The organism is Yersinia ruckeri ATCC 29473, assembly GCF_000754815.1.
In the GTDB taxonomy this organism is placed as follows: Bacteria; Pseudomonadota; Gammaproteobacteria; order Enterobacterales; family Enterobacteriaceae; genus Yersinia; species Yersinia ruckeri.
The window spans coordinates 3,166,758-3,189,492 of the sequence record NZ_KN150747.1 but is presented as its reverse complement, the minus strand read 5'-3'; the positions used below and the strand labels follow the sequence as shown (position 1 = coordinate 3,189,492).

Genomic DNA, 22,735 nt, shown 5'->3' with positions numbered 1-22,735 from the left:
GACGCTCAACTCAGTAAGGTGCAGTTTTTTATGGTTTTTAGGCGATGATTTCCACGGCTTTCTGTGCGCGGTATGTCCTTATCGCCCGAGCCAGACGTGCAATACCTTCTTCAATCAATTCAGGACTATTCGCGGCGAAGTTTAATCGTAGGGCAAAATCTCCCCGTTGTGCTTCAGCATAAAAACAGCTACCGCGGGCGAAGGTCACGCCTTGTTGCCAGGCCTGGGGTATTAATGCGCTTACCGCAACATCGGTCGGCAACTGAAGCCAGATAAACAGGCCACCATCGGGAATATCAAATCGGCAGCCGTCAGGCAGATGGCGCTGGAGTGCCGCCACCATTGCATCCCGATGCTGACAAAACAGCGTGCAGGCGCGGCGCAGTTGTTTATCGTAACGACCGACGGTGACAAAGGCATCCAGTGCCCGCTGTATCAGATTGGAACTGGTGAAACTGTCAACGTGTTTTAGCCGAGCCAACGTGCCATAGTGTGCGCTATCTGCCACTAAATAACCGATGCGCATACTCGGTAACAGCATCTTGGAAAAGGTACTGACGTAAATCACCTCGCCGCTACCCGCCAGTGCCCGCAATGACGGTAAATGTTTACCGCTATAACGTAAATCGCCAACAAAATCGTCTTCCAGAATCACCGTGTTTGTCTCTCTGGCGTAGTTCAGCAACTGATAACGACGAGCTTCGCTCATGCAGCGACCAGTGGGATTCTGAAAGTTAGGAATGCAATAAATCAGTTTGGGCCGATGCTGTGCCAACAGCTCAGGCAGTAAATCAACTTGCATTCCCTGCTGATCGCTGGGGATTGCCACAATATTGACCTGATGCAGGCGAAACAGCGCCAGCGCTTCGGCATAGGTAGGATCTTCCACAAAGACCGTATCGCCAGGAAAAAGCAGTGACTGACTGATCAGACTGATGGCGTGCTGGGAGCCGTTGGTGATCAGAATCTGCTCTGCACGGGTGGGAATACCCTGCGTGGATAAAATCCGGCCAAGGGTATCCCGCAGCGGATAATAACCGCAGTAGTCGCCATAGCTGAATGCCTCCTCGGCGTGGCGACGTAAAATGGATTGCAGAATTTGACGAAACTCTTCCAGTGGAAAAATTTTGGGGCTGCCAATTCCCGCCGCAAAATTGATGGTTCCGTGCGGTAAGGCAATATCGGCAAAACCATCTAACCGTGACGTCATGGTGGTGTAGCGATCCAGAGGGAGATCGGCCTGTAGCCCTGGGTGTGGTTGGCTCGGCAAAGTTTGCAAATGGCGCACATAAGTCCCACTGCCCGGCCGCTGCTGTAAAAATCCTTTGGCTGCCAGTTCTGCATAGGCGCTATCCACGGTTAAGCGGCTGACCGATAGTTCGGTGGCCAGTTTACGGGTAGAAGGCAAGCGATCGCCATCGGCGAAAACACCGCTCAAAATGGCTCGTCGTAAAGCTTCTTCAATTTGTAAATACAGCGGAATATCTTGCCTGCGGTCTAAAGGAATATGCATAACGGCTCATCAAGAGAGGCTTTTGCCCAGTGACTCGTTGAGGTCAAAGTGGCTTATATCGAGAATGAATATTTCACTATACCCAATGTTAATGCCGCTTCAAATGCCAAAAAGTGGCCTGCATGATTTTATGGCAAGTGGCTCTGTTCTCGAAATAACGTCGGCGTAGAATCCGTATCAAACTCTATTCATCGTTATTCTTGAGGGTGCTATGGCTATTACCTCTGATATCTCCGCTGTTTCAATACATCGTGGGCTGCTGTCTGGCAGGCGGCAGGGTTATCTGTTGGCGATCACCAGTGCCATATTGCTGGCTTTTACTGGCATCATTATTCGGGTTTTGACCGATGATTATCATTTACCAACGTCGGTGCTGGCTTTTTGGCGGGCGGCGCTGGTGGCGGTGGTGTTATTGCCGGTGTTATTACTCATTCGGCCAGCGTGGGCAAAACTGCATTGGCAACAAGTGCCGTTTTATGCCGGTTATGGGCTGTTATTGGCCATATTTAATGGTTTGTGGACCGAGTCTGTAGTGCTCAATGGCGCGTCCATTTCCACGATATTGCTGTATTGCTCAGTAGGTTTTACCGTATTTCTCGGCTGGATATTTTATCAGGAATACCTGAGCTGGGGGGAACTGGGCGTGATTGCCGTCAGTTTGCTGGGATGTTTTCTGGTGAGCAACGGTAGCAACCTGACGGCCGCAGAGTTTAACCTGATTGGGCTTGGCGTCGGATTGCTTTCCGGTATTGGTTACAGTTTTTATACGCTGGCTGGGCGAATTGCGACTGAACGCAATTATCCGGTCTGGAATACCATTTTGTATGTCTTTGGGTTTTCTGCCGTCTACCAACTGATTTTTAATCAGATGCTACTGTGGTTCCCGTTACCGGTATTGCAGAGCATGGTTGGGGATATCTGGTTTTTCTCCCACGGCAGTGAAGGCGTGGATTGGCGCGGTTGGGGGCTGTTACTGGTATTGGCCGCCGGGCCAACCTTATTGGGATTCGGGTTGTATAACCTCAGTTTGAAAACATTGCCGTTAGCCGTTGCCAGCCTGATTCTATCAATGGAATTGGTGTTTACTGCGGTTTTGGCCTACTTCCTGCTGAATGAGAGAATGTCGTTATTACAGATGATTGGCAGTGGCCTGGTGATGGGCGGGGTGTTATTACTCCGGCAAAAAGAGCCGCGGCTTCCCCAGCCCGAGAGTGTGACCACTGCTGGGCGGGGAGTTTGATTCCATCGAGTAAATCAGGCTTTATCCGCCGGTTTACCGACCGGAGCATCAATCTTGATTTCAACGATAGGCGTGCGAGTTTTACGCAACGGAATGCGTAGGCGTTGGGCAAGAATCACCCCGGCCAGCGTAATGCCACCGCCTATCAAGTGGTAGCTGTGCAACTGTTCGTGCAGAAAACTTACGGCAATAATCGCGGTAAATACCGGCGTCAGGTTCATAAAGATCGAGGCGGTATTAGCACCCAAACGCATAACGCCGTGAATCCACAGGTACGGGGCGATAATCGATGCCGGAATACCAGCAAACAGCACCAGTGGGATATTTTGCGCCGTCAGTTGCACATCGGTTGCCAACAGGAAGTTGGGTAGCAATAGCAGCACACCAAAAACAATCTGCATATAGAGAGATTGCCAGCTCGGTAACTGAATATTCCAGCGTTTGGTTAATACGCCATACAAGGCGTAAGAGATTGATGCAGCCAGCATCATCAATTCACCTTTACCAATCCCCTGTTGCAGTAATTGTCCAGGTTCACCCGCACTGATTAGCCAGATCAGTCCGCCCAGAGATAATATGCTGCCCAGAGCAATCCCCACCGTAGGTGCAACCCGCAGCACCACAATACTGATCAATACCGTCAGCAGCGGAATCATCGAACTGAGAATGCCCATAAACAGCGCACTAACGGTGTGAGCCGCATAGTAGGCCAGGCTTTGATACAGCACCATGCCCAACAAACCCAAAATCAGTAACTTCCACCAATAGACCTTGATGGCTGGCCAATTACGAATCACGCCAATCAACAGGAAAGGGGACAACGTAAGTAATGCCAGTAGCCAGCGGTAAAATGAAATGGCTGCTGGATCGATAGCTGTTGCTGACATTTTGCTGACCACAGCATTGATTGACCAGATGATCACCGCGAACAAAGGAAAAAACACATTCATGATAACTATTCTCATTAAAACTCATTCGGGCGCTAGTCTACACTTGTCTGATTTATTATATATACTGATAATCGGACAACATTTAATGTAATTAAGACAGTGACAACGTGAGAAGCGACGAATGTACAGGAATTTCCTTCGATGATGCCCTCTTTACTGTTCCCCAATACGTTGGCGGAGCCACCCAAGACACTGTTGTTACGCTGTGAGGCGTTGAGTGCCAATACGGAATTTTTGCCGCATTCTCATCAATATGGTCAGCTTATTTGTGTTAAATCCGGCGTAGTCGCCATGAGCGTTGGGGGGCAGCGCTTTCTTGCGCCACCTGAGTTTAGCTTGTGGATACCCAGCGGAATGGAGCATTCAAGCTATAATCGCCGTCCGACGAAATATCGCGCCATTGATATTGCGCTGGATTTATGTACCGAACTGCCCGCCGCGCCATGCCTGATTAACTTCAGCCCAATCTTTAACGTGATTCTGGAAGACTGCTTCAAACGCGGAATGCTAACGCCACAGACGCCACAGGATCATCGTTTGGTCCAGGTACTGATTGATCAGCTCAAAATATCACCGATGCAATGTACCTATCTGCCGACTTCACAGGACAAACTGCTGTCGCCGATTCTGGCGGCGCTGGAGCGCTGCCCAGCGGATAATACCGCGCTGTCCCAGTGGGCCAAACGGGTATATAGCACTGAGCGCACTTTGTCCCGTCGCTGCCAGAAGGAACTGGGGATGCCGTTTAGTGAGTGGCGGCAACGGCTGCGTTTTCTACATGCGATTTCATTACTGGAGCAGGGGAGAACGATTGCTAGCGTAGCGCTGGATGTCGGTTATAGCTCGGCATCGGCGTTTATCGTGATGTTCCAGCAGATATCTGGCACCACACCGGAACGTTATCGGCGAGGTCAATAAGTTTCCGAACCAAGCTGGCTTTCTAACGTTGGGTTCAGAGTCATTCAGTGGCAAAATAGCCATTATCTTTTTCATTGGTATGGCAGCAGGCTGTCGGAGAGCAAAGTGAAAATTCTGGTTGATGAAAACATGCCTTACGCTGGGGAGTTATTCCAGCGTTTAGGCGAGGTGCAGGCAATACCGGGGCGTCCTATTCCCCTTGAAGCATTGACTCACGCCGATGCGTTAATGGTACGTTCGGTGACCAAGGTCAACGCGGAACTGTTACAAGGTACCCGCATCGGCTTTATTGGTACTGCCACCGCCGGGACTGATCATGTCGATGAGGCTTGGCTACGCCAGCAAGGTATCGGATTTTCAGCAGCACCAGGTTGTAATGCCATTGCAGTCGTGGAATATGTATTTTCTGCCCTGATGATGATGGCGGAACGAGACGGTTTTCAATTACGCGACAAAACCGTCGGTATCATTGGCGTCGGCAATGTTGGTTCGCGGCTGAATGCTCGCCTGAACGCTTTGGGTATCCGCACCTTACTCTGCGATCCACCGCGCGCCGAGCGTGGCGATCAAGGCGAATTCTGGCCGCTGGAAAAACTGGTACGTGAAGCCGATGTCCTCACTTTCCACACCCCGTTGAATAAAACTGGCCCTCACCAAAGCCTGCATATGGTCGATAGCGAATGGCTGGCGGCATTGCCAGATAACCGCATTCTGATCAATGCCTGTCGCGGTGCCGTAGTGGATAACGCGGCATTATTAGCGGCACTGGAAAAAGGCAAGAAACTCAACGTAGTGCTGGATGTATGGGAGCCGGAACCCGACCTGTCATTATCGCTGTTAGCGCGGGTTGATATCGGCACGCCACACATCGCCGGTTATACGCTGGAAGGTAAAGCCCGTGGAACTACGCAGGTATTTGAAGCTTTCAGCCAGCATATCGGGCAGCCGCAGAGTATCGAACTGGCGTCACTATTGCCGCAGCCAGAATTCAGTCATATTCGTCTTAACGGCGAGTTGGATGAAGGCAAATTAAAGCGATTAATGCACTTAGTGTATGATGTGCGCCGCGATGATGCACCATTACGGCAGGTTGCCGGTATTCCTGGTGAATTTGATCGGCTGCGTAAACATTATCAAGAGCGCCGAGAGTGGTCATCACTCTGCGTTCAATGTGACGATCCGGCCAGCGCCGAATTATTGCAAAAATTGGGCTTCACGACCCAATTAATCTCGCTGGTTTAATGGTGAGTACCTCACTAAAACCGATGATTATCAAGGCGGTAATTTACCGCCTCTTTGTATTTGAATGAATTATTGTGGAGAAAACCAACATGTCTGACGGCTGGAACATTGCTGTGTTAGGCGCTACGGGCGCAGTAGGTGAAGCTTTACTGGAGCTGTTAGAAGAGCGCCAGTTCCCGGTTGGTGAATTGTATCCTTTGGCCAGCGAACGTAGTGCCGGTGCGACAGTACGTTTTAATGGTAAAAGCGTATTGGTAGAAAATGCCGAAAGTTTTGATTGGTCACAGGCTCAACTGGCCTTCTTTGTGGCCGGTAGCGAAGCCTCGGCGCGCTATGCGGAAGAAGCGGGTAACTCGGGTTGTTTGGTGATCGACAGCAGCGGCCTGTTTGCTATGGAACCCGATGTTCCCTTGGTGGTACCGAGTGTTAACCCGCAGGTGCTGGCAGATTACCGTAACCGTAATATCGTGGCGGTAGCGGATAGTTTGACCAGTCAACTGTTGACGGCAATCAAACCGCTGACCGAGCAGGCCGGGCTGTCGCGTTTGCATGTCACCAGCCTGATTTCAGCCTCTGCTCACGGCAAAGCCGCAGTAGACGATTTGGCCGGGCAAAGTGCCAAATTACTGAATGGTATTCCGGCAGAAGCTGCTATTTTCCCGAAACAGTTGGCGTTTAACGTCTTGCCGCTGCTGGCGGACGAAGAGGGTAGCGTACGTGAAGAGCGCCGTCTGGTGGATCAGGTGCGCAAAGTGCTGCAAGACGAAGGTTTGCCAATCTCAGTCAGTTGCATTCAGTCGCCGGTATTTTACGGCCAGGCACAGGTGGTTCATCTGGAGGCACTGCGTCCTATCTCCTCTGATGAAGCCCGCAGTGAACTGGAAAGTTGTGAAGATATTCAACTGACAGAAGAAGATGATTTCCCCACCCAGGTTAGCGACGCCTCTGGCAGCAACTATCTGAGCATAGGTTGTGTGCGTAACGATTACGGTATTCCTGAAATTCTACAATTCTGGTCAGTTGCCGACAATATTCGTTTTGGTGGGGCGCTAATGGCGATTGAAACGGCTGAGCGTCTGTTGCAGGAGCAGCTTTACTGATGTCCGAACTTGAATTATCCCCGTCGCCTGTTGAGGCTACGGGTCTGAAAATTGCACTAGGCATTGAATATAATGGCAGCCGTTATTATGGTTGGCAGCGTCAACTGGAAGTGCGCAGTGTGCAGGCGTGCCTGGAAGCGGCGTTAACCCGCGTGGCCAATGCGCCGATCGTTGTGCAGTGTGCTGGCCGTACCGATACCGGTGTGCATGCTACCGGCCAGGTGGTACATTTCGTGACTTCGGCACAACGCAAGGACGCCGCCTGGACAATGGGCGTTAATACTCATTTACCGCCGGATATTGCAGTGCGCTGGGTAAAAACCGTCAGTGAGGATTTCCACGCCCGCTTTAGCGCAACGGCGCGTCGCTATCGCTACGTTATTTATAACCACCGGTATCGTCCGGCCATTTTGGCGCAAGGCGTAACCCACTGTTATATGCCGTTGGATGCGGAAAAAATGGAACGAGCTGCGCAAGCATTACTGGGCGAAAACGACTTTACCTCGTTCCGGGCGATGCAATGCCAATCTCGTACGCCGTGGCGTAATGTAAAACATGTAAAAGTTACCCGACAGGGTGCCTATATCGTGGTAGATATCAAGGCCAATGCATTTGTTCATCATATGGTGCGTAATATTGTTGGCAGTTTGATAGAAATTGGCTGTGGTAATCAGGATGAAAACTGGATAGCCGAGTTATTGACGCTAAAAGATCGAAGCAAAGCGGCGGCAACGGCGAAAGCTGAAGGATTGTATTTGGTCGCGGTTGATTATCCGGAACACTTTGGCTTGCCTTGTGTGCCGATGGGACCCTTATTTTTAGCCGATGATTGATGCCAGGTGGATCGCTGGCTTTAAGTTGGTAGCGGGTTCACCCAATAGGCCAGTTTCCTTTATTTAGGTGAGCGGCGGTGTGTTCACTAATCGAGAGTATTTATGGAATTTATACGTTTCGTTATTGATTTTATTCTGCATATTGATGTCCATTTGGCGGCGCTGGTCGCGCAATACGGTATTTGGGTTTACGGAATTCTGTTTCTGATTTTATTCTGTGAAACCGGGCTGGTGGTCACGCCGTTCCTGCCGGGGGATTCTCTGTTGTTTGTTGCCGGTACTCTGGCTGCCTTGCCAACTAACGATCTCAATGTTCACACCATGGTCACATTAATGGTTATTGCGGCCATCTTGGGTGATGCGGTCAACTATACTATCGGTCGTTTGTTCGGCGAAAAATTATTCAGCAATCCGGATTCGAAAATATTTCGTCGTGTCTATCTGGATAAAACCCATGCGTTTTATGAAAAACACGGCGGAAAAGCGATTGTTTTGGCGCGATTCGTACCGATTATTCGCACCTTTGCGCCATTTGTCGCCGGGATGGGTAAAATGTCCTATCGTCACTTTGCCGCCTATAACGTGATTGGGGCATTGGTATGGGTGTTGTTATTCACCTATGCTGGCTATATTTTCGGAAACGTACCTTTTGTGCAGAACAATTTGAAATTGCTGATTATGGTTATTATCGTGGTTTCAATTCTGCCAGGTATTATTGAGGTTTGGCGGCATCGGCGCGCAGCAGCTCGTCAGAAAAGTGAGTAAAAACGTTGCCGTAACCCAGGGTTCGACCAGTTTTTTATCCACAGTGGCGAACCAATATGGTTTAATGAGTAACATTAATGGTCTGTTCCTGCGGACAATCTGATTTCTCGTGCCTTGATCACGCCCTGTTGGTGTGGTGCTCAGGCACTTTTTATTGGGTGTGTTTTCAGGGAGATGGTTACAGCATGAACAGCGGACTGGCAACAGCCAGGTTCAAACAGAAAGGTCATCGATGAGCTGGATTGAACGAATTCTTAATAAGAGCAACATCACGCAAACCCGTAAAGCGAGTATTCCTGAAGGGGTGTGGACAAAATGTGATAGCTGTGGGCAGGTTTTGTACCGCGCCGAGCTAGAGCGTAATCTGGAAGTTTGTCCTAAGTGTGATCACCATATGCGTATGACTGCGCGTCAGCGTTTGCATACTCTGTTGGATGCTGGCAGTGAAGTTGAATTGGGCAGCGAACTGGAGCCAAAGGATATCCTGAAGTTCAGGGATTCCAAAAAGTATAAAGATCGCATTTCTGCTGCGCAGAAAGACACGGGCGAAAAAGATGCATTAGTGGCAATGAAAGGTACGCTGTACGGTATGCCTATCGTCGCCGCTTCTTTTGAATTTGCCTTTATGGGCGGCTCGATGGCTTCGGTGGTCGGTGCCCGCTTTGTTCGCGCTGTTGAGCAGGCGCTGGAAGATAACTGCCCGCTGGTGTGTTTCTCCTCTAGCGGCGGTGCGCGTATGCAAGAAGCGCTGATGTCATTGATGCAGATGGCAAAAACCAGTGCTGCACTGGCTAAAATGCAAGAGCGCGGTTTGCCTTACATTTCAGTGTTGACCGATCCGACCATGGGCGGTGTGTCCGCCAGTCTGGCGATGCTGGGTGATATCAATATTGCTGAACCCAAAGCTCTGATTGGTTTTGCAGGTCCTCGGGTGATTGAACAAACGGTGCGTGAGAAGCTGCCACCAGGCTTCCAACGCAGTGAGTTCCTGATCGAGAAAGGCGCGATTGATATGATCGTTCGCCGCCCGGTGATGCGTGAAACTTTGGCCAGTATTCTGTCCAAACTCACCCACCAGCCGCAGCCGGAAACGGTTGAAGTCAAAGCGGTCGTTGTCGAAAACGACGCGCAAGACTAAGTGGGTCAACGGGTATCACTTTTCATCGAGTGATACCCGATTATTACCCCGCGTATTGGCAAGTAAAGTATGCTAAACAAAGCGTAACGTGAACGCAGAATCACCCCAAAGAATGTAACTGGTGTCTACTAAATATTCCGTATTAGGGCGTATTGAGTAAACACTATGGAATGAATCCAAGGCCAGTGACGGGACTCATGAATAATCATCAAATTCCCCAAGCCACGTCGCCTTTGGCCGCGTGGCTTTACTATCTTGAGCGTTTGCATTCTCAGGCGATCGATCTGGGGCTGGAACGTGTCAAACAGGTTGCCGAGCGTATCGATTTGCTTAAACCGGCACCAACCGTTTTCACTATTGCCGGCACTAATGGCAAAGGCACTACTTGCTGTACGCTGGAAGCTATTTTGCTTGCTGCCGGCTTACGGGTTGGTGTCTACAGTTCTCCGCATTTATTGGAATATACCGAACGTGTTCGCATTCAGGGGCGTGAGCTGCCGGAAGTGGAACACTGTCAGGCCTTTGCCCATATCGAGGCTGGCCGTGGTGATACTTCCCTAACTTACTTTGAATTCAGCACCTTGTCGGCATTACACCTGTTTAAACAGGCTCGGCTGGATGTCGTGATTCTGGAAGTCGGGCTGGGAGGACGTCTGGATGCGACTAATATCGTGGATTCTGACGTTGCAGGCATTACCAGTATCGCGTTGGATCATACCGACTGGCTAGGGGCTGATCGGGAAAGTATTGGCCGGGAAAAAGCGGGCGTATTCCGTGCCGGTAAGCCCGCAGTGGTTGGCGAGCCAGATATGCCCGCATCCATTGCTGCTGTTGCCGATGAAATCGGTGCCAAGCTTTATCGTCGCGGCGATGCTTGGCAATTTAGCCGTCAGGATTCCAGTTGGCGTTGGCAGTGTGGGGCGCAGCAAATGGACGACCTACCGTTGCCGCATGTCCCGTTACCGAACGCGGCTACTGCATTGGCGGTATTGCATTATTCGCCGTTGCAGGTGAGTGATTCTGCGATCCGTCTGGGGCTGGAGAATGCCCAATTACCGGGGCGTTTCCAGATGGTCAGTGAACAACCGATGTTGATTCTGGATGTGGCACATAATCCTCATGCCGCAGCCTATCTGGCTGAACGGCTGTCCCAATTACCCGCGGTTCGCGGTAAGGTGCGGGCAGTGGTTGGTATGCTGGCCGATAAAGACATCGCTGGCACTCTGGCGTGTTTGGTTGGGCAGATTGATGAATGGTATTGTGCGCCACTAGAAGGGCCACGCGGTGCCAGTGCCGAGGCATTGGCGCAGCATCTAACGGCATCGCGGCAGTTTAACGATGTTGAAACGGCCTGGCGTCAGGCAATGCAGGATGCCGCACCGCAAGACCGGGTGATTGTCTGTGGTTCATTCCACACGGTTGCTCATGTGATGGCAGTATTGAAAACGGGGAGTGCGAATGGCCAGTAAATTCCAGAACCGTTTAGTGGGAACCGTCATTCTGGTGGCGCTGGGGGTGATTTTATTGCCCGGCTTGCTGGATGGTAAGAAAAAACATTATGAGGATGAGTTTGCGGCAATCCCATTAGTGCCAAAACCGGGTGATGCTGAGGAAATTGACGTCGTACCGCCGGTCAATCAGCCATTGCCGATGCAGCCTCCAGAAGGTGCAGCTGAAGCCCTCAGTGCCACTAAAGGTGCAGAGCCGGTTTCTCCAGCAGCCAATGAGGCCGGGAATCTCTCGGCGCAGCCGACGTTGGTCGCACCGCCGCCAGTAGAGATAAAACCCGTGGAAAGCCGTCCGGTAGAGAAAAAACCAGTCGTGCCTAAGCCGGTGGAAGTTAAGCCGAAAGTGGAAGTCAAACCGGTGGAAGTCAAACCTAAGCCGGAAGTGAAACCGGTAGAAGTGAAACCATCGTCGGAAGAGAAAACGCCGGCAGGCCAAGCCTATGTTGTTCAATTGGGCGCGTTGAAAAATGCGGCCAAAGTGGATGAAGTGGTAGCGAAGCTGCGTCTTTCGGGGCACCGCGCTTATACCGTGCCATCCACGCCAGTACAGGGTCAGATTACCCGAATATATGTAGGCCCGGATGCATCGAAGCAGAATCTACAATCGGCACTGCCTGAGCTGAACGCCTTGAGCGGTCTTACTGGGCAAGTTAAGGCCTACAGTACTGGCCGCTAGGGTGCGTTACCGTTGTCCGGTGGTAGTAGACCCTGCTGCTGGCAAGGGATTAAGCTAAGTTTGTGCGGCGATTGTTGTTTTTAAAATCGCCGCACTTTATTTATCCGGGGGCGGGAATTCCCCTACGCAAACGTTTTCTTTTTCTGTTAGAATTCGCCGCGAACAGGATGTAGAGGCGATTTCATCATTGGAATAGTCATGGTTTGGATTGATTACGTCATATTAGGCATTATCGGATTTTCAGCGTTGGTCAGCTTAATCCGGGGGTTTGTGCGCGAAGCATTGTCACTTGTGACATGGGGATGTGCATTTTTTGTTGCCAGCCATTTTTATGCTTATCTTGCCGTTTACTTCACCCGTTTTGAAGATGAACTTGTACGCAATGGTATCGCGATTGGCATCTTGTTCATTGCGACATTGATCGTCGGAGCAATTGTTAACTATGTGATTAGCTCACTGGTTGAACGCACCGGGTTATCGGGAACGGACAGAGTGCTGGGTATTTGTTTTGGCGCATTGCGAGGCGTGCTGATCGTTGCTGCCATACTGTTCTTTCTGGATACCTTCACCGGTTTTTCACAAAGTGATGATTGGAAGCAGTCACAATTGATTCCGCAGTTCAGTTATATCATCAGGTGGTTCTTTGACTACCTACAGAGCACGTCGAGTTTCTTGCCGAATCAATTACCGATTCGGAGCGGCTTATGAGGAAAGACACATGTGCGGTATTGTCGGTATCGCCGGTTTTACACCGGTAAACCAGTCGATTTATGATGCGTTAACGGTGCTGCAGCACCGAGGCCAGGATGCCGCTGGCATCGTCACCATTGATGCCCATAATGGATTCCGTCTGCGTAAAGCGAACGGTTTGGTGAAAGATGTTTTTGAAACCCGGCATATGCTGCGGTTGCAGGGAAATATGGGTATTGGCCATGTTCGTTACCCCACAGCCGGTAGCTCCAGTGCCTCAGAAGCCCAGCCTTTTTACGTTAACTCACCCTTTGGTATTACGCTGGCGCACAACGGTAACCTGACGAATGCTCACCAGTTGAAAAAGCAGTTGTTCGAAGTCTCCCGCCGTCACGTGAATACCACTTCTGATTCAGAAATTTTGCTGAATATATTTGCCAGCGAATTGGATCGCTTCCAGCACTATCCGTTGGAGTCTGACAATATTTTTGCTGCCGTTGCCGCCATGCATCAATTGATTCGTGGAGCTTATGCCTGCGTAGCGATGATCATAGGCCACGGTATGGTTGCTTTCCGCGATCCGAATGGTATCCGCCCGCTGGTGATTGGCAAACGTACCCTTGCCGATGGCCGTAACGAGTATATGGTGGCGTCAGAAAGCGTTGCGCTGGATACGCTAGGCTTTGAGTTTCTGCGTGATGTCGCACCGGGTGAAGCGGTGTATATCACCGAAAAAGGCCAGTTATTCACCCGTCAGTGCGCTGAAAATCCGAAGTATAACCCGTGCCTGTTCGAATACGTGTATTTTGCCCGTCCTGATTCCTTTATGGATAAAATCTCGGTCTACAGTGCTCGTGTGCGCATGGGGCAGAAACTGGGGGCTAAAATTGCCAAGGAATGGGAAGATCTGGATATTGACGTGGTGATCCCCATTCCAGAAACCTCCTGTGATATCGCGCTGGAAATTGCCCGTATTCTGGATAAGCCATACCGTCAGGGATTTGTGAAGAACCGCTACGTCGGTCGTACCTTTATCATGCCGGGTCAGCAGGAACGGCGTAAATCCGTACGCCGTAAACTGAATGCTAACCGCGCTGAATTCCGCGGCAAGAACGTATTGCTGGTGGATGATTCCATTGTTCGCGGTACCACTTCAGAGCAAATCGTTGAAATGGCACGTGAAGCTGGTGCGAAGAAGGTTTATTTCGCTTCCGCAGCGCCTGAAATTCGCTTCCCGAATGTCTACGGTATTGATATGCCGAGTGCCAATGAGCTAATCGCCCATGGACGTGAAGTTGATGAAATCAAAAAGTTGATCGGCGCTGATGCCTTGATTTTCCAGGATCTAAGCGATTTGATTAACGCCGTCGGCGAAGATAATCCCGATATCACCCAGTTTGAATGTTCAGTATTTAATGGTATTTACGTGACCAAAGATGTTGATCAGAGCTACTTGGAATATCTGGAGTCTCTGCGTAGCGATGATGCTCAGGCATTGCGCAGCCAGAACGAAGCCGAAAATCTTGAAATGCATAACGAGGGTTAACTTCCCACCGTCATTCTCCTCCAGGTAGCAAGTGCCAGGGGAGATGGCTGCATTCAGACATTTTTTGGGCATCACTCGCGGTAGAGATAAAATGAATCAAAAAGGTGCAACCGGCGTTCTTTCGCGGTGCACCTTTTTTGTCATATCTTGCTAATTCTTTGATGATGCGGCACAGTTTGCCGATACTTATTGATTCCGCGCATGCCATTGCTGCGCCGAGCCTGTTCGAGGCAGTTTTATGAAACGACTGATTATCGGTATTTCCGGTGCCAGCGGTGCGATTTACGGTGTACGGTTATTACAGGTGCTGCAAAGCGTCGAGAATGTGGAAACCCACCTGATTATCAGCCATGCCGCTCGCCAGACATTGGCGTTAGAGACGGATCTCAGTTTGCGCGAGGTACAGGCGTTGGCTGATGTTGTTCACGACGCAAGAGACATTGCCGCAACGATTTCATCCGGTTCATTTAAAACTGCAGGCATGGTTATTTTACCTTGCTCTATCAAAACGTTATCTGGCATTGTTCACAGCTATACCGATGGATTATTGACTCGTGCTGCCGATGTGGTGCTGAAAGAGCGTCGCCCGTTGGTATTGTGTGTCCGGGAAACACCGCTGCATTTGGGGCATTTACGTCTGATGACGCAAGCCGCCGAGTTGGGTGCGGTGATCATGCCGCCGGTTCCAGCGTTCTATCATCGGCCGACCAGCGTGCAGGATATTATCGATCAAACCGTCAATCGGGTCATCGATCAGTTCGATATTGAATTGCCGCAGGATCTATTTGTACGTTGGCAAGGTTCTAATTAACAATTACCCTCCTTAAATTAATACATTTGTGCAACATCGCACTGAAATAAAGCAAATTATGCACCACAATGATCCTGCTTAATGTTCTGTGCGGTTGGACGAATTTCGTATTCTGCCCCGGCACAGGCTGTGCTGCCTTTCGGTTTATCGATTTTAGTGGTTATCTTGCTAAGATACAGCTTGATGAGAATCATTTCACCATGACTGATTACTGGCACGATTACTGCAAATTGATTGATGAAAGCTCAGGGATGATAGAAGAGCAACGTACTCCGTGGCATCGAAAATCAATTTGAGGGTAATGTATGAAAAAGCAGATTTTAGCCATTTCTATGGTACTGGCCTTGGCAACCGCCAGCAGTGCGTTTGCCGCAGTACCTAAGACGTTGAAAGTAGGTACCGATCCTACTTATGCGCCATTCTCGTCTAAAAATGCCAGCGGTGAGTTGGTGGGTTTTGATATTGATTTAGCGAAAGAACTCTGTAACCGCATTGATACCAAATGTACTTTTGTCGATAGCGATTTCGATGCATTGATCCCGTCGCTGAAAGCCAAAAAAATCGACGCCATTATCGCATCCCTGTCCATTACCGAAAAACGGCAGAAAGAAATTGCCTTCACTGACAAGCTCTACGCAGCCAACTCCCGGCTGATCGCCCAGAAAAGCTCAACTATTCAGCCAACGCTGGCATCTCTGGCAGGTAAACGTATCGGCGTATTGCAAGGCTCCACTCAGGAAGCCTTTGCCAATGCGCTGTGGCAGCCAAAAGGTGTCGATGTTGTGGCTTACCAGAACCAGGATCTGATTTATGCCGATTTGGCTTCTGGCCGTATCGACGCGGCTTTCCAAGATGAAGTGGCAGCCAGTGAAGGCTTCCTGAAACAGCAGGGTGGTAAGGATTACGCTTTCGCCGGGCCTTCGGTGAAAGATGATAAATATTTTGGTGTCGGTACCGGCATGGGCTTGCGTAAAGATGATACCGAGCTGAAAGCCGCGCTGGATAAAGCCTTTGCCGAAATGCGCAAAGATGGCACTTACGATAAGTTAGCGAAGAAATATTTCGACTTTAATATTTACGATTAGTTTGTGCAAAAACCGACAGGTTGCTCAGCCTCTGCCAGCATTGGCAGAGGCCGTTTCTGACAACCCGCCAGACTCCTCACTCAGTGATAGCAGGAAAACCCGATGCTGGATGGATATGCCAAACTGATATTTGACGGTGCGCTGGTCACGCTGGAATTGGCCTTATGTTCGGTACTGCTTGCCGTGGTGATTGGCATGTTGGGTGCTGGGGGAAAATTATCGACTAACCGCTGGTTATCCGGCGTATTTGAGTGTTACACCACGCTGATTCGCGGCGTGCCCGACCTGGTTTTGATGTTGCTGATCTTTTACGGATTGCAGATCGCCCTAAACTCGATTACCGAATCATTGGGATTCAGTCAAATTGATATCGATCCTTTATCCGCCGGTATTATTACGCTTGGCTTTATTTATGGCGCATATTTTACCGAAACGTTTCGTGGTGCCTATATGGCAGTCCCGCGCGGGCAAATTGAGGCGGCTACCGCTTTCGGTTTTTCCTCGAGCAAGATTTTCCGCCGAATTATGTTCCCAGCCATGATGCGCTATGCCTTACCCGGTATCGGCAATAACTGGCAAGTGATACTAAAAGCGACGGCTCTGGTCTCAATTTTGGGGCTAAACGATGTGGTTAAAGCGACGCAGTTAGCGGGTAAGGGGACTTATCAGCCGTTTTTCTTTGCTTTGGTTGCTGGTGCTGTTTATCTGATTTTTACCACGCTATCGAACGGCGTCCTGCTGTGGCTGGAGCGTCGCTATTCCCACGGGGTGAAGAGGGCTGAGCTATGATGGATATTCTGCATCAATACTGGCAGCCATTACTCTGGAGCGATGGCTATCGTTTTACCGGTGTGGCGATTACGCTATGGCTGTTGATTTCATCAGTGGTTATGGGGGGATTACTGGCGATTCCATTGGCGGTGGCGCGGGTTTCAGCTCATCAAGCTATCCGGTTACCGGTGTGGTTCTTTACCTATATTTTTCGTGGCACGCCGTTGTATGTACAGTTGCTGGTGTTTTATTCCGGTATGTATAGCCTAGAAATAGTCCGTGGTAGTGAGTTTTTGAACGCGTTCTTCCGCAGTGGCTTGAATTGCACCATTTTGGCTTTAACGCTGAATACCTGCGCCTACACCACCGAAATTTTTGCCGGTGCTATCCGCGCGGTTCCCAGTGGTGAAGTTGAGGCGGCCAATGCTTACGGTTTTTCGCGCTTCAAACTCTATCGTTGCATTATTTTGCCTTCCGCGTTGCGCATTGCACTGCCGGCATACAGCAATGAAGTGATTTTGATGCTGCATTCAACGGCACTGGCTTTTACTGCAACCGTCCCGGATATCTTGAAAATTGCGCGAGATATCAACGCCGCAACTTATCAGCCTTTTTATGCTTTCGGCATCGCCGCCGTACTGTACCTGATTATTTCGTTTGTGTTGATCAGCCTGTTTCGCCAGGCGGAAAGACGTTGGCTGGCTCATATTAAACCTCAGGTAACGCATTAAGAGCGGAGAAAAATGATGATCACAACAGCCGAAACCAAATTAGCCGTTACCGAGCTGCATAAACATTATGGTGAACATGAAGTCTTGAAAGGCGTCTCGCTGTCGGCCAGAGCGGGCGATGTGATTTCAATTATTGGTTCATCGGGATCGGGGAAAAGTACCTTTTTACGCTGCATCAATTTTCTGGAGAAACCCAGCGAAGGTTCTATCAGTGTTAATAATCAGGATATCCGTTTGGTGCGGGATAAAGACGGACAACTTAAAGTTTTTGATAAAAAACAGCTACAACTGTTACGTACTCGTTTGACTATGGTATTCCAGCATTTCAATTTATGGAGCCATATGACAGTGCTGGATAACGTGATGGAGGCACCGATTCAGGTGCTGGGATTGAGTAAGGCGGTGGCGCGTGAGCGTGCGATTCGTTATCTGGATAAGGTAGGGATTGACGAGCGGGTGCGGCAAAAATACCCGATTCATCTGTCCGGTGGTCAGCAGCAACGGGTTTCGATTGCCAGAGCGCTGGCGATGGAACCGGATGTTTTATTATTTGACGAGCCGACCTCAGCGCTAGATCCAGAGCTGGTGGGAGAGGTTTTGCGCATTATGCAGAAACTGGCGGAAGAGGGAAAAACCATGGTGGTGGTCACCCACGAAATGGAGTTCGCCCGCCATGTCTCCAGCCATGTGATATTTTTGCATAAAGGGGTAATTGAAGAGGAAGGCCCACCGGCTGAACTATTTGGTAATCCGCAAAGCACGCGCCTGAAACAGTTCCTTTCAGGCGCATTAAAGTAAATCGGTAAAAGGCGCTAGTGGGCTGGCTTGTTCAGCGTATCCCGCAGTGCCTCTTCCAAATCAAAATAGCGGAAGCCAAAACCCGCTTCTTCCAGACGTTTTGGCAGTGCGCGTTGACTACCCAACACCAAAACTGCCGCTTCGCCCAATAATAACCGGATCATCGAGGCTGGAGCACGGATAAAGGCGGGGCGATCCAGAACCTCACCCAAAGTGGCACTAAATTGTTCGTTGTGAACCGGGTAAGGGGCGACCATATTAAACGGGCCGCGCAGTGTGGAGCTGGTCAGTAGGTAATGAATAGCGTTTACCATATCATCCAGATGAATCCACGGCAGATATTGACGACCATTCCCCATCGGGCCACCTAAACCTAAACGAAATATCGGCAGCATCTTTGCCAATGCGCCACCGTTAGCCGCCAAAACTACGCCGGTACGCAGCAAGCAGACGCGGGTTTGTGGACTTTCTGCCGCCAGCGCCAGATTTTCCCAGCGTTGGCAAAGTTGATGGGTAAATTCGTCGTGAGGAGCTTCTTCTTCGGTAACAAAAGAATCCCCCTGATCGCCATAAAAACCTACAGCAGAGCCGGAAATCAGCACGCTTGGCGGCCGTTGACTGGCTTTAATCAGCTCGGCCAAGCGTTTGGTGATTTTCCAGCGGCTCTGGCACAAGCGTTCTTTCTGCTGCGCGGTCCAGCGTTTATCGGCAATCGGTTCCCCGGCCAGATTAATGACAGCGTCAAAATCATCAAGATTTTGTTGGTCATCCAGCGTGGACCAGCAATTGACCTGCGAGCCGAGCACGCGCTGCGCCCGCACAGGATCGCGACTCAGAGCGGTAACCGAGTGGGAAAGTGTCAATAGCCGTTGAGTCAGGCTGCGCCCAATCAGTCCTGTTGCACCGGTTATCAAGATACGCATGGTTAACCTCCGTTTATTTTTGCCTCAGTCACTCCGCTGGGGCGGCCTGTGTCAGGGAGCATTCTTTATCCGACCTTCTTTCAGCATAGGTGATCCGGGAAAGTTCTCCTACGATATGGAGCACATCTCCACTTTATTTTTCTTATAATTTGGCACACTTATCTTTGTAAAATGAATGATATTCATACTGCAAATTTATTTGCGCTATTTATCTGTTAAATGGATTGAATTGTTTCAGTGGACAAATGGAGGTAGTTCACAATATCAACATATTTATCATAATAATTATTAACGTATTTACTTTAAATGCCGATAAGATTTTATATTGAGAGGGGAAAAATACCCCGAGAATGGGGTATAGATCCGTTAGCTGGCATTGGCTTGTTGATAAGCGCGCTGAGTTGCTGGGCGGCTGGTAATTGCTTGGAACCAACGGGATACCGCAGGGTAATCGGCTAAATCGATTTTTTGGTTTTGATGGGAAACCACCCACGGGTAGGTGGCGATATCGGCGATACTGTAATTATCGCCGGCCAGATAGGCATTTTTTTGTAATTGAGCATCCAGAACACTATACAAACGTTGGGTTTCTTTCTGATAGCGTTCAATAGCATAGGGCACTTTTTCAGGTGCATAGAGGCTGAAATGATGATTTTGACCCAGCATTGGACCGAAACCGCCAACTTGCCAGAATAACCACTGCAAGGTTGCGGAGTGTTCGCGCAGTTCGTTGCTCAGTAATTTGCCGGTTTTCCCAGCCAGATACAGCAGGATCGCGCCGGATTCGAAAATACTGATAGGATCACCGCCGTCGTCTGGCCGATGATCGACAATCGCTGGGATCTTATTGTTGGGTGAAATAGCCAGAAAATCGGGTTTGAACTGATCGCCCGCACTGATATTTATCCGGTGAATTTGATAAGGCAAACCCGCTTCTTCTAAAAACAGGGTGATTTTGTGGCCGTTGGGGGTTGGGGCGTAATAGAGGTCAATCATAACATTCTCCAAAGCAGCATCAGACTGGGGAAAATACCTGAACCTTCTATTTTTTTACCACTAAAACAGGCTCAGGCATATAGAAACAAGCTAATAAAGTGAGGTGAATTAAGGTGGCGTAATTTTATTTATATACCCTCTAAAGATATATCGAGTAGAGGAATTCTGAGTGATTTTATATAAATCATCTATTCCGGTTTCCGTTTGAGCGGGTAGCCCCTTTCAGCCATAAGTCTTCCGGAATCCTTATTTATACTTGATTATGTGATTTCTGCTAGAGTAGAAACACTGTGTCGGGGGAGCTGAGTACACATGAAACTCAATATCGAGATTAACTGCTGTTATGTATGTGAACCCATATACCGGCAGGACGGCAGCTTGTTTGCAGTGGAATTATTAAGTCGATTTACCGCTAACTCACTGGATTTATCCATTAATCCAGGAGACGTTATCAATGAGTTAGACGTTGAAAACAAAGGCAAGCTGTTCTGTGACCAAATTTTGGCCGCGCAGAAATATAGTCAGTGGTTTATCGATAATCAGGTACTGCTTACCATCAATATTGATTTTGACACAGCAGGTATTATTGTTAGTGATATTGAGTTACAGGCATTAATGAATGCCATGCCATTTTTGCGACTGGAAATAATGGAGGCTTTCTCCAATTTATCTGATGGTATCAATAATCCGTTGTTACGCGATTTGGCCGCGTTGTATCCACTGTGGCTGGATGATCTCGGCAGCGGCAGTTCGAGCCTGAATGCGGTTACGGCTAATATTTTTGAATATGTCAAAATTGATAAACACTTTTTCTGGCAACATAATAAGCACACCTTCCCGATTCTGATTAATAACGTTAAGAAATATTGTCTGGGCGTTATTGTTGTTGGTGTTGAGAATCAGGTGGAGCTCGAGCAGTTGCGGGGTAGCCATATTGATGCCATGCAAGGCTATCTTTTTGCTCCGTTAACCCTGGATGAATTAACTCAAACAACCTTGCAACAGTTTGTGACCTGACAGGGGCGTCGCCTCGGTTTATGCAGTAATAGTCGATGAATTTCTCGCTAAAGCGCGAAGTTTTAGCCTTTTGGCGTGGTACAACAGTGATGATGCCATAATAAGCCGCTTATTCTCGGAATAATCTTAGGTGTTGAATGGTAGACTAGCGCCGAATTTATCAAGAAATAATCGCCGGTATAATATTCGCCGGGAAAATAATAGCGTAATACGAAACATAAGGTGATGCCATGAAGCTAATGTTTGCTTCCGATCTGCATGGTTCGCTGACTGCAACCGATAAAGTATTGGAAATTTTTGCGCGCAGCGGTGCGCAATGGCTGATTCTGTTGGGTGATTTATTAAACCACGGCCCGCGAAACGCATTGCCAGAAGGCTATCAGCCAGCACAGGTTGCTGAGCGCCTAAACGCTTATGCCGATCGGATTATTGCCGTCAGAGGCAATTGTGATAGCGAAGTGGATCAGATGCTGCTGAGCTTCCCAATGATGGCTCCTTGGCAGCAAGTCATTTTGCCGGAACGTCGTTTATTTTTAACTCACGGGCATCTTTATCATCCCGCAGAACGCCCCCCATTGCGTTCTGGGGATGTCCTGGTTTATGGTCATACTCATTTGCCACAAGCACAATGGCAGGGAGATATTATTTGCTTTAATCCAGGCTCTGTCACCCTCCCCAAGGGCGGGAATGTGGCAAGCTACGGTATGTTAAGCAACGGCGATTTACAGGTGTTAGCCCTACAGCAGGATAAATCGCTGGCCCGAGTGACACTTGCAAACTGAGGTGTAGTTTCGGTTTGAAAAACAGTAGATTCACACATACTTATAACGTTGTTTTTGAAAAACACTATTGATCAACAAATGCGCGCTTATCGTCGCGCCCAGATAGAAGGTTTCAGAGGATGGTGGAACAAAGTCCAATAGAGGTCACGGAATGGGTTGATATTGTTGATGAGCAAAATGAAGTGATTGCTCAGTCCAGTCGTCAACAAATGCGTGCTCAGCGGCTGCGCCATCGTGCTACCTATATTGTGGTGCATGATGGTATGGGAAAAATTTTGGTACAGCGTCGTACTGAACATAAAGACTTCTACCCTGGGAAGCTGGATGCGACAGCGGGTGGAGTGGTGCAAAGTGGTGAAAACTACCTTGAATCGGCTCGTCGTGAGGCGGAAGAAGAACTCGGTATTGCTGGTGTGCCTTTTGCTGAGCATGGCCTATTTTATTTTGAAGAAGATTGCTGTCGTGTCTGGGGAGCCTTGTTTAGTTGCGTTTCTCACGGTCCTTTTGCGCTGCAAGCTGCGGAAATTGATGAAGTCCGCTGGATGCTGCCAGAAGAAATTACTGCCCGTTGCGATGAGTTCACGCCAGACTCGCTTAAAGCGCTGTCTCTGTGGCTGACGCGTAATAACGAACAAGATTACGGTAAAATTACTCTGCGAGAAGACTGAACTCTCACACCCATCAATCCGAAAAGTAAATGAT

24 protein-coding genes are annotated in these 22,735 nt (G+C 49.3%); 19 read left to right on the top strand and 5 right to left on the bottom strand.

Annotated elements, in window-relative coordinates:
* Positions 1 to 37: 37 nt before the first annotated feature.
* Positions 38 to 1,513 carry a MocR-like pyridoxine biosynthesis transcription factor PdxR gene (gene pdxR, locus DJ39_RS14330; RefSeq protein ID WP_004717890.1) on the bottom strand — a complete coding sequence of 492 codons (1,476 nt, stop codon included), beginning with the start codon at positions 1,511 to 1,513 and terminating at the stop codon, positions 38 to 40.
* Between the two features lie 211 nt (positions 1,514 to 1,724).
* On the opposite strand from pdxR, the gene DJ39_RS14325 reads away from it, so the two are divergent.
* Positions 1,725 to 2,753 carry a DMT family transporter gene (locus DJ39_RS14325; RefSeq protein ID WP_004717889.1) on the top strand — a complete coding sequence of 343 codons (1,029 nt, stop codon included), beginning with the start codon at positions 1,725 to 1,727 and terminating at the stop codon, positions 2,751 to 2,753.
* Between the two features lie 14 nt (positions 2,754 to 2,767).
* On the opposite strand, the gene DJ39_RS14320 is transcribed toward DJ39_RS14325, so the two are convergent.
* Positions 2,768 to 3,703 carry a DMT family transporter gene (locus DJ39_RS14320; RefSeq protein ID WP_004717888.1) on the bottom strand — a complete coding sequence of 312 codons (936 nt, stop codon included), beginning with the start codon at positions 3,701 to 3,703 and terminating at the stop codon, positions 2,768 to 2,770.
* A 144-nt stretch (positions 3,704 to 3,847) separates the two neighbouring features.
* On the opposite strand from DJ39_RS14320, the gene DJ39_RS14315 reads away from it, so the two are divergent.
* The 11 genes from DJ39_RS14315 to DJ39_RS14265 all read left to right on the top strand — a co-directional run bounded on the left by DJ39_RS14315 (position 3,848) and on the right by DJ39_RS14265 (position 14,930).
* Positions 3,848 to 4,621, top strand: a complete 774-nt coding sequence (locus DJ39_RS14315; protein ID WP_038244327.1) for an AraC family transcriptional regulator — start codon at positions 3,848 to 3,850, stop codon at positions 4,619 to 4,621.
* A gap of 105 nt (positions 4,622 to 4,726) precedes the next feature.
* Positions 4,727 to 5,863, top strand: coding sequence for a 4-phosphoerythronate dehydrogenase PdxB (gene pdxB / locus DJ39_RS14310; protein WP_004717886.1), 1,137 nt, complete (start codon positions 4,727 to 4,729; stop codon positions 5,861 to 5,863).
* An 89-nt stretch (positions 5,864 to 5,952) separates the two neighbouring features.
* Positions 5,953 to 6,963: an aspartate-semialdehyde dehydrogenase gene (locus DJ39_RS14305; RefSeq protein WP_038244270.1), complete on the top strand. Its 1,011-nt coding sequence runs from the start codon at positions 5,953 to 5,955 to the stop codon at positions 6,961 to 6,963.
* Entirely contained in the window at positions 6,963 to 7,796 is an 834-nt protein-coding gene (gene truA / locus DJ39_RS14300) for a tRNA pseudouridine(38-40) synthase TruA (protein WP_038244269.1), read from the top strand. Before DJ39_RS14305 ends, truA begins: the two co-directional genes overlap by 1 nt.
* A 102-nt stretch (positions 7,797 to 7,898) precedes the next feature.
* Positions 7,899 to 8,561 carry a DedA family protein gene (locus DJ39_RS14295; RefSeq protein WP_004717884.1) on the top strand — a complete coding sequence of 221 codons (663 nt, stop codon included), beginning with the start codon at positions 7,899 to 7,901 and terminating at the stop codon, positions 8,559 to 8,561.
* Positions 8,562 to 8,793: 232 nt separating this feature from the next.
* Entirely contained in the window at positions 8,794 to 9,699 is a 906-nt protein-coding gene (accD, locus tag DJ39_RS14290) for an acetyl-CoA carboxylase, carboxyltransferase subunit beta (RefSeq protein ID WP_004717883.1), read from the top strand.
* Positions 9,700 to 9,896: 197 nt separating this feature from the next.
* Positions 9,897 to 11,168 (top strand): bifunctional tetrahydrofolate synthase/dihydrofolate synthase, encoded by a 1,272-nt coding sequence (gene folC, locus DJ39_RS14285; protein WP_004717882.1) that lies wholly within the window; start codon positions 9,897 to 9,899, stop codon positions 11,166 to 11,168.
* Positions 11,158 to 11,883 carry a cell division protein DedD gene (dedD, locus tag DJ39_RS14280; RefSeq protein ID WP_038244265.1) on the top strand — a complete coding sequence of 242 codons (726 nt, stop codon included), beginning with the start codon at positions 11,158 to 11,160 and terminating at the stop codon, positions 11,881 to 11,883. The genes folC and dedD overlap by 11 nt, the downstream gene beginning before the upstream one ends.
* A gap of 198 nt (positions 11,884 to 12,081) precedes the next feature.
* Entirely contained in the window at positions 12,082 to 12,591 is a 510-nt protein-coding gene (cvpA, locus tag DJ39_RS14275) for a colicin V production protein (protein WP_004717880.1), read from the top strand.
* Between the two features lie 10 nt (positions 12,592 to 12,601).
* On the top strand, positions 12,602 to 14,119 hold the full coding sequence (gene purF / locus DJ39_RS14270; RefSeq protein ID WP_004717879.1) for an amidophosphoribosyltransferase: 1,518 nt from the start codon (positions 12,602 to 12,604) through the stop codon (positions 14,117 to 14,119).
* 238 nt (positions 14,120 to 14,357) lie between these two features.
* Positions 14,358 to 14,930, top strand: a complete 573-nt coding sequence (locus DJ39_RS14265) for a UbiX family flavin prenyltransferase (RefSeq protein WP_004717878.1) — start codon at positions 14,358 to 14,360, stop codon at positions 14,928 to 14,930.
* A 56-nt stretch (positions 14,931 to 14,986) separates the two neighbouring features.
* Here DJ39_RS14265 and DJ39_RS18030 read toward each other — a convergent pair whose 3' ends face one another.
* The gene (locus DJ39_RS18030) at positions 14,987 to 15,148 is read right to left on the bottom strand and encodes a hypothetical protein (RefSeq protein WP_004717877.1); all 162 of its coding nucleotides are present in this window, start codon (positions 15,146 to 15,148) and stop codon (positions 14,987 to 14,989) included.
* Between the two features lie 87 nt (positions 15,149 to 15,235).
* Here DJ39_RS18030 and hisJ point away from each other — a divergent pair, with 87 nt between their 5' ends.
* The 4 genes from hisJ to hisP all read left to right on the top strand — a co-directional run bounded on the left by hisJ (position 15,236) and on the right by hisP (position 18,315).
* Positions 15,236 to 16,015 carry a histidine ABC transporter substrate-binding protein HisJ gene (hisJ, locus tag DJ39_RS14260; RefSeq protein WP_004717876.1) on the top strand — a complete coding sequence of 260 codons (780 nt, stop codon included), beginning with the start codon at positions 15,236 to 15,238 and terminating at the stop codon, positions 16,013 to 16,015.
* A gap of 102 nt (positions 16,016 to 16,117) precedes the next feature.
* A complete protein-coding gene (locus DJ39_RS14255; RefSeq protein WP_038244259.1) occupies positions 16,118 to 16,804 on the top strand; it encodes a histidine ABC transporter permease HisQ in 687 nt (228 codons plus the stop codon).
* Positions 16,801 to 17,517: an ABC transporter permease gene (locus DJ39_RS14250; protein WP_038244256.1), complete on the top strand. Its 717-nt coding sequence runs from the start codon at positions 16,801 to 16,803 to the stop codon at positions 17,515 to 17,517. Before DJ39_RS14255 ends, DJ39_RS14250 begins: the two co-directional genes overlap by 4 nt.
* Before the next feature lie 12 nt (positions 17,518 to 17,529).
* Positions 17,530 to 18,315, top strand: a complete 786-nt coding sequence (gene hisP / locus DJ39_RS14245; RefSeq protein ID WP_004717874.1) for a histidine ABC transporter ATP-binding protein HisP — start codon at positions 17,530 to 17,532, stop codon at positions 18,313 to 18,315.
* 14 nt (positions 18,316 to 18,329) lie between these two features.
* On the opposite strand, the gene DJ39_RS14240 is transcribed toward hisP, so the two are convergent.
* Positions 18,330 to 19,238 carry a TIGR01777 family oxidoreductase gene (locus DJ39_RS14240; RefSeq protein WP_004717873.1) on the bottom strand — a complete coding sequence of 303 codons (909 nt, stop codon included), beginning with the start codon at positions 19,236 to 19,238 and terminating at the stop codon, positions 18,330 to 18,332.
* Between the two features lie 366 nt (positions 19,239 to 19,604).
* Positions 19,605 to 20,234 carry a glutathione binding-like protein gene (locus DJ39_RS14235; RefSeq protein ID WP_004717872.1) on the bottom strand — a complete coding sequence of 210 codons (630 nt, stop codon included), beginning with the start codon at positions 20,232 to 20,234 and terminating at the stop codon, positions 19,605 to 19,607.
* Between the two features lie 312 nt (positions 20,235 to 20,546).
* On the opposite strand from DJ39_RS14235, the gene DJ39_RS14230 reads away from it, so the two are divergent.
* The 3 genes from DJ39_RS14230 to yfcD all read left to right on the top strand — a co-directional run bounded on the left by DJ39_RS14230 (position 20,547) and on the right by yfcD (position 22,701).
* Positions 20,547 to 21,251: an EAL domain-containing protein gene (locus DJ39_RS14230; protein ID WP_038244249.1), complete on the top strand. Its 705-nt coding sequence runs from the start codon at positions 20,547 to 20,549 to the stop codon at positions 21,249 to 21,251.
* Between the two features lie 230 nt (positions 21,252 to 21,481).
* Positions 21,482 to 22,033, top strand: a complete 552-nt coding sequence (gene yfcE, locus DJ39_RS14225; protein ID WP_038251499.1) for a phosphodiesterase — start codon at positions 21,482 to 21,484, stop codon at positions 22,031 to 22,033.
* Positions 22,034 to 22,152: 119 nt separating this feature from the next.
* A complete protein-coding gene (gene yfcD / locus DJ39_RS14220; protein ID WP_004717869.1) occupies positions 22,153 to 22,701 on the top strand; it encodes an NUDIX hydrolase YfcD in 549 nt (182 codons plus the stop codon).
* The last annotated feature ends 34 nt before the right edge of the window (positions 22,702 to 22,735 follow it).

Excerpts from the sequence above, each read along its gene's own strand:
- DJ39_RS14305 (WP_038244270.1), top strand. The coding sequence starts at position 5,953 with ATGTCTGACGGCTGGAACATTGCTGTGTTAGGCGCTACGGGCGCAGTA.
- truA (WP_038244269.1), top strand. The coding sequence starts at position 6,963 with ATGTCCGAACTTGAATTATCCCCGTCGCCTGTTGAGGCTACGGGTCTG.
- DJ39_RS14265 (WP_004717878.1), top strand. The coding sequence starts at position 14,358 with ATGAAACGACTGATTATCGGTATTTCCGGTGCCAGCGGTGCGATTTAC.
- cvpA (WP_004717880.1), top strand. The coding sequence starts at position 12,082 with ATGGTTTGGATTGATTACGTCATATTAGGCATTATCGGATTTTCAGCG.
- folC (WP_004717882.1), top strand. The coding sequence starts at position 9,897 with ATGAATAATCATCAAATTCCCCAAGCCACGTCGCCTTTGGCCGCGTGG.
- hisJ (WP_004717876.1), top strand. The coding sequence starts at position 15,236 with ATGAAAAAGCAGATTTTAGCCATTTCTATGGTACTGGCCTTGGCAACC.
- DJ39_RS14235 (WP_004717872.1), bottom strand. The coding sequence starts at position 20,234 with ATGATTGACCTCTATTACGCCCCAACCCCCAACGGCCACAAAATCACC.
- pdxR (WP_004717890.1), bottom strand. The coding sequence starts at position 1,513 with ATGCATATTCCTTTAGACCGCAGGCAAGATATTCCGCTGTATTTACAA.
- hisP (WP_004717874.1), top strand. The coding sequence starts at position 17,530 with ATGATGATCACAACAGCCGAAACCAAATTAGCCGTTACCGAGCTGCAT.
- DJ39_RS14320 (WP_004717888.1), bottom strand. The coding sequence starts at position 3,703 with ATGAATGTGTTTTTTCCTTTGTTCGCGGTGATCATCTGGTCAATCAAT.
- DJ39_RS14230 (WP_038244249.1), top strand. The coding sequence starts at position 20,547 with ATGAAACTCAATATCGAGATTAACTGCTGTTATGTATGTGAACCCATA.
- accD (WP_004717883.1), top strand. The coding sequence starts at position 8,794 with ATGAGCTGGATTGAACGAATTCTTAATAAGAGCAACATCACGCAAACC.
- purF (WP_004717879.1), top strand. The coding sequence starts at position 12,602 with ATGTGCGGTATTGTCGGTATCGCCGGTTTTACACCGGTAAACCAGTCG.
- DJ39_RS14295 (WP_004717884.1), top strand. The coding sequence starts at position 7,899 with ATGGAATTTATACGTTTCGTTATTGATTTTATTCTGCATATTGATGTC.
- DJ39_RS14325 (WP_004717889.1), top strand. The coding sequence starts at position 1,725 with ATGGCTATTACCTCTGATATCTCCGCTGTTTCAATACATCGTGGGCTG.
- DJ39_RS14255 (WP_038244259.1), top strand. The coding sequence starts at position 16,118 with ATGCTGGATGGATATGCCAAACTGATATTTGACGGTGCGCTGGTCACG.
- dedD (WP_038244265.1), top strand. The coding sequence starts at position 11,158 with ATGGCCAGTAAATTCCAGAACCGTTTAGTGGGAACCGTCATTCTGGTG.
- DJ39_RS14250 (WP_038244256.1), top strand. The coding sequence starts at position 16,801 with ATGATGGATATTCTGCATCAATACTGGCAGCCATTACTCTGGAGCGAT.
- DJ39_RS14315 (WP_038244327.1), top strand. The coding sequence starts at position 3,848 with ATGCCCTCTTTACTGTTCCCCAATACGTTGGCGGAGCCACCCAAGACA.
- yfcE (WP_038251499.1), top strand. The coding sequence starts at position 21,482 with ATGAAGCTAATGTTTGCTTCCGATCTGCATGGTTCGCTGACTGCAACC.
- yfcD (WP_004717869.1), top strand. The coding sequence starts at position 22,153 with ATGGTGGAACAAAGTCCAATAGAGGTCACGGAATGGGTTGATATTGTT.
- DJ39_RS14240 (WP_004717873.1), bottom strand. The coding sequence starts at position 19,238 with ATGCGTATCTTGATAACCGGTGCAACAGGACTGATTGGGCGCAGCCTG.